Annotated in this window: 10 protein-coding genes and 1 pseudogene; 8 read left to right on the top strand and 3 right to left on the bottom strand. The window is 74.3% G+C overall.

The window, feature by feature from the left end:
- Together E1211_RS24535 and E1211_RS24530 are read left to right on the top strand one after the other, a co-directional pair.
- On the top strand, nt 1-1,090 hold a 1,090-nt coding region (locus tag E1211_RS24535; protein WP_371686198.1), incomplete at its 5' end, for a hypothetical protein.
- 107 nt (nt 1,091-1,197) lie between these two features.
- Nucleotides 1,198-2,049 carry an alpha/beta fold hydrolase gene (locus tag E1211_RS24530; protein ID WP_132351354.1) on the top strand — a complete coding sequence of 284 codons (852 nt, stop codon included), beginning with the start codon at nt 1,198-1,200 and terminating at the stop codon, nt 2,047-2,049.
- 151 nt (nt 2,050-2,200) lie between these two features.
- Here E1211_RS24530 and metG read toward each other — a convergent pair whose 3' ends face one another.
- Nucleotides 2,201-4,003, bottom strand: a complete 1,803-nt coding sequence (metG, locus tag E1211_RS24525; protein WP_132351353.1) for a methionine--tRNA ligase — start codon at nt 4,001-4,003, stop codon at nt 2,201-2,203.
- Nucleotides 4,004-4,172: 169 nt separating this feature from the next.
- Here metG and E1211_RS33535 point away from each other — a divergent pair, with 169 nt between their 5' ends.
- On the top strand, nt 4,173-5,396 hold the full coding sequence (locus tag E1211_RS33535; protein WP_243709682.1) for a hypothetical protein: 1,224 nt from the start codon (nt 4,173-4,175) through the stop codon (nt 5,394-5,396).
- 76 nt (nt 5,397-5,472) lie between these two features.
- Here E1211_RS33535 and rsmI read toward each other — a convergent pair whose 3' ends face one another.
- Entirely contained in the window at nt 5,473-6,321 is an 849-nt protein-coding gene (gene rsmI, locus E1211_RS24515; protein WP_132351352.1) for a 16S rRNA (cytidine(1402)-2'-O)-methyltransferase, read from the bottom strand.
- Between the two features lie 87 nt (nt 6,322-6,408).
- Here rsmI and E1211_RS24510 point away from each other — a divergent pair, with 87 nt between their 5' ends.
- The 3 genes from E1211_RS24510 to E1211_RS24500 all read left to right on the top strand — a co-directional run bounded on the left by E1211_RS24510 (nt 6,409) and on the right by E1211_RS24500 (nt 10,666).
- Nucleotides 6,409-8,091 carry a dolichyl-phosphate-mannose--protein mannosyltransferase gene (locus tag E1211_RS24510; protein WP_132351351.1) on the top strand — a complete coding sequence of 561 codons (1,683 nt, stop codon included), beginning with the start codon at nt 6,409-6,411 and terminating at the stop codon, nt 8,089-8,091.
- Between the two features lie 470 nt (nt 8,092-8,561).
- A complete protein-coding gene (locus tag E1211_RS24505) occupies nt 8,562-9,869 on the top strand; it encodes a VWA domain-containing protein (protein ID WP_165947339.1) in 1,308 nt (435 codons plus the stop codon).
- Between the two features lie 2 nt (nt 9,870-9,871).
- Complete coding sequence (locus E1211_RS24500) at nt 9,872-10,666, top strand: peptidase (RefSeq protein WP_132351350.1); 795 nt, start codon at nt 9,872-9,874, stop codon at nt 10,664-10,666.
- 73 nt (nt 10,667-10,739) lie between these two features.
- Here E1211_RS24500 and E1211_RS24495 read toward each other — a convergent pair whose 3' ends face one another.
- Nucleotides 10,740-10,976: a hypothetical protein gene (locus E1211_RS24495; RefSeq protein WP_243709681.1), complete on the bottom strand. Its 237-nt coding sequence runs from the start codon at nt 10,974-10,976 to the stop codon at nt 10,740-10,742.
- A gap of 270 nt (nt 10,977-11,246) precedes the next feature.
- Here E1211_RS24495 and E1211_RS24490 point away from each other — a divergent pair, with 270 nt between their 5' ends.
- Both E1211_RS24490 and E1211_RS24485 read left to right on the top strand, forming a co-directional pair.
- Nucleotides 11,247-11,900, top strand: coding sequence for a 4'-phosphopantetheinyl transferase (locus E1211_RS24490; RefSeq protein ID WP_132351355.1), 654 nt, complete (start codon nt 11,247-11,249; stop codon nt 11,898-11,900).
- Nucleotides 11,901-11,996: 96 nt separating this feature from the next.
- Nucleotides 11,997-12,593, top strand: a pseudogene (locus E1211_RS24485) (hypothetical protein); the annotation flags it as partial.

Raw genomic sequence — 12,593 nt, 5'->3', positions numbered from 1 at the left:
CCCCGGCACGGCCCTCCCCTGGCACCGGTTCGTGCACGCCACCGAGGTGTCCGCGGTGCACGGCGGGACCGAGCCGGCGGAGGAGCCGGAGTCGCCCCTCATGATGCCCGCGCACCGGGACCGGGGCTGGGGGCACGTGCACCAGCTCAGTCAGCGGCCGGACGCCGCCGGCGACCCCGTGCTCACCGTGGTGCGCGGGTCGGCGACCCTCCGGCGGGGCACCCGGATGGTGAAGATGCTCTCCGCCCGGCAGCTCGCCGGCTACGTGCGGGGATGGCTGCCGCACGGCTTCTGCTACCGGGAACACGACGTCGCGCACCTGCGTACGCCCGCCACGGCGGCGCTGCTGCGCACCGACGGCGACGTGGGCCGTGACGGGGTGGAGGTCGCGTACGCGCTGCGCTGGCGCGTCGCCGACCCGGGCGACTACGACGTCCCGGTGGGCGAGACGCACCGCGGGCTGACCGCGCTGCCGCCACGGGACCGGCTGGGCCCTCCGGTGCTCGGCACCGGCTTCGTGCCCAGCAGCACCCAGCTGATCCCCGAGTTCGTCACCCGGGACTTCGCCGACCTGCCGATGCCGGCGAACGCCAGCCTGCTGGCCTACCCGGCCGAGGGAGTCGAAGTGGTGCTCTACACCTACCAGGCGGAACAGCGCGGCTGGCTGCGGATGGTCGGGCCGCAGTGGCGGCATCTGCTCGCCGCGGTGCCGGGCCTCTCCCCCGACCAGGAGTACCTGCCGGTCGGTGAGGCGCCCCGCTCCACCCATCTGGTCGGGGCGTACGGCGGGAACGAGTACGAGGCGGTCGCCGACCTGCCCGGCGGGTTCCGGGTGCTGGCGATGACGCGGGCCGCTCGCTACCCGGTCGAGGCGGCGGCCCGCCGGCTACGGACCGGTCAGTGGCGGGGTGTGCCCTGCGTCGTGCTGCGGGAGGAGGCGGGCTGGCTGCGGCTGCGACTGCGCCGGCCCGATCCGGACGCGGTGGCGACCACCGGGGCACAGTGCCACGACCGGGGCGTGTACGAGGTCTGGGCGCCCGGCCCGGAGGTGACGGACGTTCAGGTGGTCGACCACCCGTACGTGCTCTGAGGGAACGCGGCGGGCGCGGTGCGCCGGGCCGGGCGGGGCATACCGGCGGATCGGACGGGAATGCGCCGGGCGAGGAGAGAACCCGAGCCCGACTTCAGGAGAAGAGCATGCCGTTCATCACCGTGGGTACGGAGAACTCCGCGCCCATCGACCTGTACTACGAGGATCACGGCGCCGGCCAGCCGATCGTGCTGATCCACGGCTTCCCGTTCAACGGGGCGACCTGGGAGAAACAGACCCTCCCGCTGCTGAACGCCGGATACCGGGTGATCACCTACGACCGGCGCGGCTACGGCAGCTCGGCGCAGCCGACCATGGGGTACGACTACGACACCTTCAGCGCCGACCTCGACGTCCTCCTCTCCGAGCTGGACCTGCGCAACGTGATCCTGGTCGGCCACTCGATGGGCACCGGCGAGGTCACCCGCTACCTCGGCGCATACGGCTCGCAGCGGGTGAGCAAGGCGATCATGCTGGCCCCGCTCGCGCCGTTCCTGTTGAAGACGGCGGATAACCCGCAGGGCGTCGAGAAGAGCCTCTTCGACGGCTTCCAGGAGGCGATCATCAAGGATCGCTTCGCCTTCCTCACCCAGTTCTGCAACAACTTCTTCAACTGGAGCGAGAACAAGGGGAAGCTGGTCAGCGAGGAGGCGTACCGGGCGCACTGGGAGATCGGCGCGCGAGCGTCGGCCAAGGGCACCTACGACTCCGTGGACGCCTGGCTGACCGACTTCCGGGGCGACCTGCCGCAGATCGACGTCCCGGTGCTGATCGTGCAGGGCGACAAGGACAACGTGCTGCCGTACGCCTCGACCGGGCAGCGCCTGCAGCCGATGCTCGCGGGCAGCCAGTTGATCACCCTGAAGGGCGCCCCGCACGGCATCCCGTGGACGAACCCCGACGAGGTCAACCAGGCGATCATGCACTTCATCGGCGCGCCGGCGATGAGCCGCGCCTGATGTCATCCGCGGCCCGCGCCTGGTGCGGGGCGCGAGCCGGACACGATCGGCCCGCCAGGCCGGTCGGGTGAGGTGCGGCCCGGGGATGCCCCGGGCCGCACCGTCGTGTCCGGACCCCGCCGGCAGCGGCCCGTCGCCGGGCCGGCGAGCGTCAGGCGCCGAGCCGGGCCAGCTCCTCGTCGACGATGGACGGGTCGAGCTTGCGGAAGACCGGCTTCGGCGCGGAGAGCCGCCGCCCCACCTCCAGCGGTACGGACTCCCAGCGCGCGCCCTGGGTGTAGTCCCCGGTGAGCACCGGGTACGCCGGCCCGCCGTCGAGGTCCTCCACCTCCGTGATCCGCGGCATCGGCGCGTGCACCCCGGTGCCGCCCAGCAGCTCGTGCACCTTCTGCGCGGAGTGCGGCAGGAACGGGGTGAGCAGCGTGTTGGCGTCGCTGACCACCTGGAGGGCGACGTGCAGGATGGTCCCCATCCGCGGCTTGTCGGCCTCGTCCTTGAGCTTCCAGGGCGCCTGGTCGGAGAGGTACCTGTTCGCCTCGGCGACGACCTTCATCGCCTCGCCGATCGCCTGCTTCTGCCGGTGGCGGGCGATCAGGTCGCCGACCACCGCGAAGCCGGCCCGGGCGGTGGCGAGCAGCGCCTCGTCGGCCTCGGTGAGACCGGCCGGGTCGACCGGCGGGATCGCGCCGAAGTTCTTCGCCGCCATCGAGATGGAGCGGTTGACCAGGTTGCCCCAGCCGGCGACCAGCTCGTCGTTGTTGCGCCGGAGGAACTCCGCCCAGGTGAAGTCGGTGTCGTTGCTCTCCGGGCCGGCCGCCGCGATGAAGTAGCGCAGCGCGTCGGCGTCGTAGCGCTCCAGGAAGTCACGGACGTAGATGACCACGCGACGGGACGAGGAGAACTTGCGTCCCTCCATCGTCAGGTACTCGCTGGAGACCACCTCGGTGGGGAGGTTGAGCCGCCCGAGCTCGCCCGGCTCACCGTCGCGCGCCCCCTCGCCGGAGTAGCCGGCGAGCAACGCGGGCCAGATCACCGAGTGGAAGACGATGTTGTCCTTGCCCATGAAGTAGTACGTCTGGGCGTCCTTTCCCTCCCCGTCGGTGGACCACCAGCGGCGCCACGCCTCCGGGTCGCCGGAGCGGCGGGCCCACTCGATGGAGGCGGAGAGGTAACCGATGACCGCGTCGAACCAGACGTAGATGCGCTTGTCCGACCGGTCACGCCACCCGTCGAGCGGGATCGGCACGCCCCACTCCAGGTCCCGGGTGATCGCGCGGGGCTGGAGGTCGTCGAGGAGGTTCTTCGAGAACCGCAGCACGTTGGGGCGCCACCCCTCGCGGTTGTCCAGCCACTGCCGGAGCACGTCCGCCAGGGCGGGCAGGTCCAGGAAGAAGTGTTCGGTCTCGACGAACTCCGGCGTCTCCCCGTTGATCTTCGACTTCGGGTTGATCAGGTCGATCGGGTCGAGCTGGTTGCCGCAGTTGTCGCACTGGTCGCCCCGGGCGCTGTCGTAGCCGCAGATCGGGCAGGTGCCCTCGATGTAGCGGTCGGGCAGCGTCCGGCCGGTCGACGGGGAGATGGCCCCCATCGTGGTCTTCGGGACGATGTAGCCGTTGCGGTACATCCCCTCGAACAGCTCCTGCACCACCGCGTAGTGGTTGCGGGTGGTGGTGCGGGTGAACAGGTCGTACGACAGCCCGAGGCCGTGCAGGTCCTCGACGATCACCCGGTTGTAGCGGTCGGCCAGCTCGCGCGGGGTGACCCCCTCGGCGTCGGCCTGCACCTGGATCGGCGTGCCGTGCTCGTCCGTGCCGGAGACCATGAGCACGTCGTGGCCGGCCATCCGCATGTACCGGCTGAAGACGTCGGAGGGAACGCCGAAACCGGATACGTGGCCGATGTGGCGCGGGCCGTTGGCGTACGGCCAGGCAACCGCCGCGAGAACGTGACTCATGACCAGCAAGCCTAGTGACCCGTGCCGGGCAGCTGCGAATCAATACGGGTGCCGGCACGTCGTACGGGTCGGCGGAGCGGCCGGTCCCCCTCGACCGATGGTCCGATTTGTCGCCGACACGCGCTCTTGCTGCCGGATCGGGGCACCGGACGGGTGTGCAATGAACGTCGTGGCGGGTCGACGAGCGCACCGGGAACCGGACGAAGCCCCTTCGCGGGCGGCGCTCGCCGAGGGGCGGGACACCCCGGTCGGCGACGACCGGAACCGGCCGGACAGCGAGGGGGAGACCTCCCCGGACGACGACGCCCCCGGCGACGGGTCGGCGCGCCCGCGACCGGCCCGGGGGCCCGGGGTGGCCCCGCTGCCCCGGCCGGTGCCCGGCACCGACGGCACGCCGGCGGCCGATGACGAGTCGCCAGGACCCGCTCCGACGACCCCGGCCGGGCGCAGGCGGGAGCGGGCGCCACGGACCGGCCCGGTGCCGGCGCCCGCCCGCGGCCGCCGCGGCCGCGGGAAGGCCGGCGACGATCCGGAGGGGACCGGCGGCGGGCCGTCCCCGCGGCCGCCCGCGGAGGGTCCGCGCCGCGCCGCCGCCCCTCGACAGGGCGGCGAGGTCGCGCCCGAGCGGGCGGGTGACGAACCCGCCGTCGACGTCGAGGCGACGACCGGGGCGCCGCTGGACGCCCTGCCGCGCCGGGTGCCCGTACGCCAGCCGAAGCGCTGGCGTCGCCTCGCCCGGAGCGCCGACGGCGACCCGGCGGAGGACGACCCGGCGTTCTGGCCGCCGATTGAGGAGGTGCACTGGGACGGCACCCCGATCCGGGAGGAGCCGGCGCGGGAGCGGGACCGGCCGGTACGGGACGTGGCTCGCCGGCGGCGCTCCCGGCGAGCCGACCATCCACCCGACCCGCTGCCCGGGCTCGCCGCCCTGCTGGCGCTGAGCCTGGTCGCGGCCTTCTTCGCCTGGGTCAGCGCGGGGCCGTTCTGGGTCGCGGTGGGCCACGCCACACGCGGCACGTCGGTGCTCACGGAGTGCAGTGGTGGTGGCCTGACCCAGCGCTGCCGGGGCATCTTCACCGCTGAGGACCGGCGCTTCGTCGCGCACGGGGTGCGGGTCAGCGGCGTACCGGCCGAGCGGGCCGAGACGGGTCGGGCGCTGCCGGCCCGGATGACCGGCCCGGACGGCGGGACCGCCTACGTCGACACCGGCGGAGTCGCGCCGCACCTGCGCTGGGCGCTCGGCCTGCTGGCGGTGGCGGCGTGCGGCGCCGGGATCGCCCGCTGGACCGGTGCGACCCGGTTGAAGGGTCAGCGGGCCCGTCGCTGGGCGACAGCCGTCGCCTTCGCCGGTCCGGCGCTGATCACGGTCGGCTTCCTCGTGGCCGCCTGGTGACCGTCCCCGCCCGGCGCTCGGACCGGCCGGCACCCGGACCGGCCGGCACCCGGACCGGCCGGCGCGGCCCGCCCGATCAGCGGTGCACGACGCCGTACACGTCGCGGCGGCGCAACCCGTACGCGGTGGCCACGTCGCTGATCGCGTCGCGCCGGGAGAGCCCCGCCGCCTCCCGGTCGGCGACCGCGGCGCGCAGCGTCTCGTCGTCGGGGCGCTCGGCAGCCGTCGCGGGCGCCCCGGCCACCACCAGCGTGATCTCGCCACGCGGCTCCCCCTCGGCCGCCCAGCGGGCCAGCTCACCGAGGGGCCGGCGGAGCACCTCCTCGTACGTCTTGGTCAGCTCGCGGCAGAGCGCGGCCGGACGGTCCGCACCGAACGTCTCCGCGAGGTCGGCGAGCGCGCTGGTCACCCGGTGCGGGGCCTCGAAGAGCACCAGCGTGCGCTCCTCGGCGGCGAGCGCCCGCAGCCGGGAGCGTCGCGCGCCGGGCGAGCGGGGCAGGAACCCCTCGAAGCAGAACCGGTCGCTGGGCAGCCCGGAGAGGGCGAGGGCGGTGGTGACCGCGCTCGGTCCCGGTGCCGCGGTGACCGGCGCGCCGGCGTCCAGCGCCGCGCGGACCAGCCGGTAGCCGGGGTCGGAGACGCTCGGCATGCCGCCGTCGGTGACCAGGGCGACGACGTAGCCGGCCTGGATCACCTCGACCAGTTCGGGCGTACGCCGCTCCTCGTTGCCCTCGAAGTAGGAGACGATCCGGCCCGGGACGGTGACGTCGAGGTCCCGGGCCAGCCGGGTGAGGCGGCGGGTGTCCTCGGCGGCCACCACGTCGGCGGTGGAGAGCACCTCGCGGAACCGGGCGGAGGCGTCCGCCGGGTTGCCGAGCGGCGCGCCGAGCAGTACAAGGCGCCCAACATCCGACATTTCACCCACGGGGTCTTCCGCTCCTCGCTCGACGGTGGTGGCGGGGATCGGGGACGACTGACGCCACCGGCCACCAACGCAGCCTACGATCGCCGGGTGACGAGTGCGTCGACAGCACAGAGCGCGAACCCGCCCCGGGTCGATTCCGAGCGTACGACCGGCACCGGGCCGTACGCCGGTGGCCGGGTTCCGGGCGTGGTCCGGGCCCGGCTGGCCACGGTCGAGGCCCGGTTCGACAGGTGGTCCTGGCTCGCCACCGGCGTTGTCGTGCTGATCGCCGGCATCCTGCGCTTCGTCGGCCTCTCCGGCCCGAAGGGCAAGATCTTCGACGAGACCTACTACGCCAAGGACGCCTACGGGCTGATCTCGCGCGGCGTCGAGTGGAACTACAAGGACGGCGACGCCTCCTACGTGGTGCACCCGCCGCTGGGCAAATGGCTCATCGGGCTCGGCGAGTGGGCGTTCGGCTACCAGGACGCGGAGAGCCGGATCTCGGTACCGGGGCACCTCGTCACCACCGCGCCCGAGTTCGGTTGGCGCTTCTCGGCGGCGGTCATCGGCACCCTCTCGGTGCTGCTGCTGGTGCGGATCGGGCGGCGGCTGTTCCGCTCCACGGCGCTCGGCTGTGCCGCCGGTCTGCTGCTCGCCCTGGACGGCTTCCACCTGGTGCTCTCCCGCACGGCGCTGCTCGACATCTTCCTGCTCTTCTTCGTGCTGGCCGCGTTCGGCGCCCTGGTGCTGGACCGGGACGCCCGGCGGCGGCAGTGGTCGCGCGCGCTGGACGCCGGACTGGACCCGAACGCGCCCGGCCGGGCCGGTCGCCCGGCCGACGGGTGGCGCGGCTGGCCGTGGTGGCGCCTCGCCGCGGGGGTGCTCTTCGGCTGCGCCTGCGCGGTGAAGTGGAGCGCGCTCTACTTCCTGCCGGCCTTCGTACTGCTGGTGCTCGTCTGGGAGGCCGGCGTCCGGCGGTCGGCCGGCGTGCGCCGGCCCTGGCGCAGCGCGCTCGTCGACGAGACGCCCTGGCTGGCGCTGGCCGGCGTGCTCTTCGTCGTCACCTACCTGGCCAGCTGGTCCGGTTGGCTCTTCACCGACGACGGCTACTACCGCGTCGCGGCGAACTACCCGGGCGCCCCGCTCAGCGACGCTCCGGTGGTCGGGCCGCTGATCAACCTCTTCGAGTACCACAAGGCCGCGTACGGCTTCCACACCCACCTGGACGACGGGCACAAGTACCAGTCCTGGCCGTGGCAGTGGCTGTTGCTGGGCCGACCGGTGGCGTTCTACTGGTCGGGCGACGGCCCGTGCGGAGCGGAGAACTGCGCCGCGGAGATCCTGCTGCTCGGGACCCCGCTGCTCTGGTGGTCGTTCCTTCCGGCCCTGGTGGCGACCGCCTGGCTCGGCCTCGCCCGGCGGGACTGGCGGGCGGGGGCCGTCCTGCTGATGGTGGCCGCCGGGCTGCTGCCCTGGTTCTGGTTCGCCCTGGACGGCCGGACGATGTTCTCGTTCTACACCGCTCCGGCGCTGCCGTTCATGGTGCTGGCGGTGGTGTACGTGCTCGGCGCGATCGTCTCGCCGGCGTCGGCCCGGACCGGGGCGGCACGCACTGCCGCTCCGGGTGACGCGGGGTACGACCGCCGGCTGGTCGGTGGGGTCATCGCCGGCGGCTACGTGCTGCTGGTGGCGCTCTGCTTCGCGTACTTCCACCCGATCTTCGTCGGCGAGGTGATCCGGTACGCGGACTGGTCGGCCCGGATGTGGCTGGGCGGCCGCTGGATCTGACGCCGCTCGGGCGGCATGCCCGCCCTTCGGCCGGCCTGCTCGCTGGGCGGCCGGGCCGGTTCGCTGCGGCCGGACCTGCGACGGCGGCGGCGCGGGGACTGGGGTGGGGCGCGCGGAGCCCTGTGGACAGAGAAGCGCGCCCCGATCGCCTGCCACGGGGGAAGCGGGCGATTGGGGCGCGCACGAGAAGCTTAACCACCGCGCACCACCGGCACAACGGGTCGACTTGGGTCAGATTTCCGACGGATACCGTGGGGTCACGGGGCAGATCCAGCAGTTGACCGACGGTCACCGGGCCGACGTCTCGTCGCCGCCGCGCGCGCCACCCGGGTCGGCCGTCCCGGAGTCGGAGCGGCGCGAGGTGGCGTCGCCGGAGCCCGCCCAGCCCACGAGGACAGCGGGTTGCGGCGGTCGGCGGTGCCGACGCACCCCAATGATCATCCTAAGTGGACGTCATTACACTTCGCCCAGTGATCAACTTAAGACGTTCCACCACCGTCCTCGCCGGACTGGTGGTGATTCCCGCGCTGCTCGGGCCGGTGCCGGCCATGGCCGACGAGCCGGGCCCCGCCGAGCCGCCCCGGGTGGAGCTGGTCCTCGACGTCAGCGGCTCGATGGGGGCCCGGGACATCGAGGGCCGGAGCCGGATCTCGGTGGCGCAGCAGGCGTTCAACGACGTCGTCGACGCGCTGCCGGAGACGACCCAGCTCGGCATCCGGGTGCTCGGTGCGACCTACAAGGGTGAGGACAAGAAGGTCGGCTGCCGGGACACCCAGCAGATCGTCCCGGTGGGCCCGGTCGACAGGTCCCAGGCGAAGGACGCCGTCTCCGGGCTGCGGCCGACCGGGTTCACCCCGGTCGGGCTCGCCCTGCGCGAGGCCGCCAAGGACCTCGGCACCGGCGCCACCACCCGTCGGATCGTGCTGATCACCGACGGCGAGGACACCTGCGCCCCGCCCGACCCGTGCGACGTCGCGCGGGAACTCGCCGCGCAGGGCACGAAGCTGGTCGTCGACACGCTCGGCCTCGCCCCCGACGAGAAGGTACGCCGGCAGCTGCTCTGCATCGCCGGCGCGACCGGAGGCACGTACACCGCGGCGCAGAGCACCGACCAGCTGACCAACCGGATCAAGCAGCTCGTCGACCGCGCCCAGCAGACGTACACCCGGACGCCGACGGTGGTCGGCGGCGGCTCCGTCTGCGAGGGTGCCCCGCTGCTCGCCCCCGGGGTCTACACCGACCGGGAGAAGTTCTCCGAGCACCGCTGGTACCGGGTGCCGGTGCGGCCGGGTCAGGAGCTGCGCGCCTCGGTGAGCGTGGCGCTGGACCGACCGCTCAACCCGGACCACGGCGTACTGCTGCGGGCGGTCGCGACCGACGGCCGGGAGCTGGTCCGCGGCGTGGACGCGGGCAGCGGCCGGGCGGACGTCGTCTCGGCCGGCCTGCGCTGGTCGGACGACCGGGACGACACCGACGAGCGGGACGACGCGGACGGCGACGACCCCACCGCCGAAGCGACCGAACCGGCCCTGCGCACCCCGACCATGGTCTGCCTGGTGATCAGCAACTCGTTCGCGCCCCGCCCCGGGACCGAGGCGAGCCCGGGCATGCCGGTGGAGCTGACCGTCGACGTGGTCGCCGCGTCCCCCACGCCCAAGGGCCCGGATCTCGGTCGTGGCTGGGCGCTGCTGGCCCTGCTGACCGTGGCCGGTCTGATCACCGGTCTGCTCACCGGCCTGCTGACCCGGTGGTGGGTCGCCACGTGGAGGGAGAAGTGAGCGTGCGTACGACTCTCACCCGGTCCTTGGCGGCGCTGGTCGCCGCCGCCGGTCCGGTGCTGCTGCCCGCCACGGCGCTCGCCGCCCCGACCGACGGACCGTCGCCCTCCCCCGGCGCCGCGACGGTGACCCGCGCCGGCACCTCCTTCCTGACCGCGACCGCCATCGCCGCCGGACAGCCGGTACGGGTGGACGCCTCGACGGGCGACTACCTGTACTGGTCGTTCACCGCCGAGGCGGGGCAGGTGCACGACATCGCCGCCTCCGTCTCGTTCCCCGCCGACCGCAGTGGCGCCTCCACCTGGACCGTCGAGGTCTTCGACGGACTGCGGCGCCGGCAGGCGTGCACGGCCGGCGCGCAGACGCCGACCGTCGACAAGGCGGCGAGCGAGGTCTCGCTCGGTTGCACGCTGCGCGAGGTACGGCCGTGGGCCGAGCCCTGGTCGGCCGACCCGCTGCCCGGCACGTACTTCGTCCGGCTCTCGGTCGTCGACGTGCCGGAGCCGGACCTGGGCGCGCCGATCGAGGTCGAGCTGCTGGTCGGCGCCGACGGTGACGGCGCGCCCGCCGATGACGGCGAGCTGGCGGTGCCGCTGGTGCCGAACACCCGGGCGGGCGCGGTGCTGACCGACGCGCAGGCCACCGCTCCCCTCGACGACCCGGACGAGGGGAGCTGGTTCGACGGGCTGCTGCCCGCGCTGGGCTCCCGCTGGATCTGGACGAGTGTCGGCGGTGTCCTGGCCGCGGTGGCCGGCGTGGTCGGTTTCGCGCTCACCCGCCGGCCCCGGCGCGCCTGACCGGCCGGCGCGGACACGCCGGTCCCGTCCCGAGCCGCGCGGCTCGGGACGGGACCGGCACCCGTGAGGCGACCTAGGCGTTCCTCGGACCCCGGGGCAGCCACCCGATGAACCGGTCCTGGAGGGACGTCACGGACACGCTGCGCAGGTCCTCGCTGGCGGCGGCGAGGCAGGAGCCCAGGTAGACGCTGAGTGTGGCGCGATCGCCGTACTCCTGAAGCAGCCGGCTGCGCTTCGTCGCGCACGGCCAGTCCTCCCCGCAGGAGCCGCAGCTCCAGCCGGGCGGCTCCGGTGCGTGGTCATCACTCACCGGGCCGGACGATCCCGCACCACCGGTCATCGCACTCCCTCTCGGTTCCTGCCAGGGGCCGGCGCGCCCGCCGACCCGGATCGATCGCAACGGCTGTCGATGCCCCCCGTGCCGTGCTTGGGCTACAGCGCCTCGGAACCATCCGGTGTTACATGGTTGCGGTACTTTCGCCATTCATGGCAGTCAGAAAGTTGACGGACGGCGCTCCGTCGCCGCGTGACCTCCGGCCCGGCCGGCGATCGGGGCACCCGCACCCGGCGGCGGCCGGCGATGCGTGACCTGCTGCCGCCGGAGGTCGCGGTGGCCGTGGCCGGGCCCGACGACTGGACCGGCCGGCTGCTCGCCGAGGAGCTGGCCTGCCTCAGCGAGCGGGCGGTGGAGAGCCGGCGGCGGGACTTCACCGCCGGGCGGGTCTGCGCGCGGCGGGCGATGGCCACGCTCGGGCTGCCGCCGGCCCCCGTGCCGGCCGCCGACCGGATCCCGGTCTGGCCGTCCGGCGTGGTCGGCACCATCACGCACACCCGGGGTTACTGCGCGGCGGCCGCGGCCCGCAGCGCCGAGGTCCGCTCGGTGGGTATGGACGCGGAGCAGCACAAGGAGCTCGGCCCGGGGGTACGCCGGTTGATCTGCCTGCCCCAGGAGGACGATCACCTGGCCCGGCTGCCGGGCGGCACCTCCTGGCCGGCCGTGCTGTTCAGCGCCAAGGAGACCGTCTACAAGGTCTGGCATCCGGTGGTCGGCACCTGGCTCGACTTCACCGACGCGCTTGTCGAGATCGACCCGGACGCCGGCACGTTCCGCGCCCGGATCGCACAGGCCCGGGTCGACGCCGCGCCGGTCGCGGCTGCGCCGAGGGTGGTGCACGGCCGGTTCGCGGTGGCCGACGGCCTGGTGCGCACCGCCGCGGTGCTGCCGCTGCCCTGACGAGCGCCGCCCGCCCCCGGCGGGGCACAATCCGTCGCCCGAGCGGGGTAGCGTCGGCGCGTTCCTCCCCTCCCCCGCCACGATCCAAGGAGTACGGTGAGCCACCCCGAGCCGCCCGCCGGGCCGCACGACCCCGACCAGCCGCACCGGGAGCCGCCGACGCAGGCGTTCCCGACGGCCCCGATGCCGCCGGTACCGCAGGGCGGAACGACGCCCTCGAACCCGCCGGGCGACGCGACGGCGCCGCTGCCGCCGGCCCCGGCCGCTCCGGCCGATCCGACCGTGGCGATGCCACCGGCGCCGTTCGCCCCGGCCGATCCGACAGTCGCGATGCCGCCGGCCCCGTTCACGCAGGGCGGCGGAACCACCCCGATGCCGACGGCGCCGATGCCGGGGGCGCCGGCGCAGATGCCGCACAACCCGTGGGGACCGACCGCCGGGACGCCGCAACCGGCGGGCGAGCCGACCGTGCCCCAGCAGCCGGTCCCGGGCGCTCCGCAGCCGCCCGTCTCCGGCGCGCCCCAGCCGCCCGTCTCCGGCAGTCCCTGGGCGGCGCCGGCCGCGCCCGAACCACCCGCGTCCGGCGCACCCCAGCAGCCGGTCTCCGGCAACCCGTGGGCCGCGCCCGGATCGGCGCAGCAGCCGACGCCACCCGGTCCGTACCCGCCGGGCCAGCCCTACCCGCCCGCCGGC

The sequence above is a fragment of the Micromonospora sp. 15K316 genome (genome assembly GCF_004348525.1).
Taxonomy (GTDB): Bacteria; Actinomycetota; Actinomycetes; order Mycobacteriales; family Micromonosporaceae; genus Micromonospora.
The sequence above is the reverse complement of the archived record's forward strand: the minus strand, read 5'-3'. Positions and strand labels throughout refer to the sequence as shown.

Excerpts from the sequence above, each read along its gene's own strand:
- metG (WP_132351353.1), bottom strand. The coding sequence starts at position 4,003 with ATGAGTCACGTTCTCGCGGCGGTTGCCTGGCCGTACGCCAACGGCCCG.
- E1211_RS24490 (WP_132351355.1), top strand. The coding sequence starts at position 11,247 with ATGCGTGACCTGCTGCCGCCGGAGGTCGCGGTGGCCGTGGCCGGGCCC.
- E1211_RS24530 (WP_132351354.1), top strand. The coding sequence starts at position 1,198 with ATGCCGTTCATCACCGTGGGTACGGAGAACTCCGCGCCCATCGACCTG.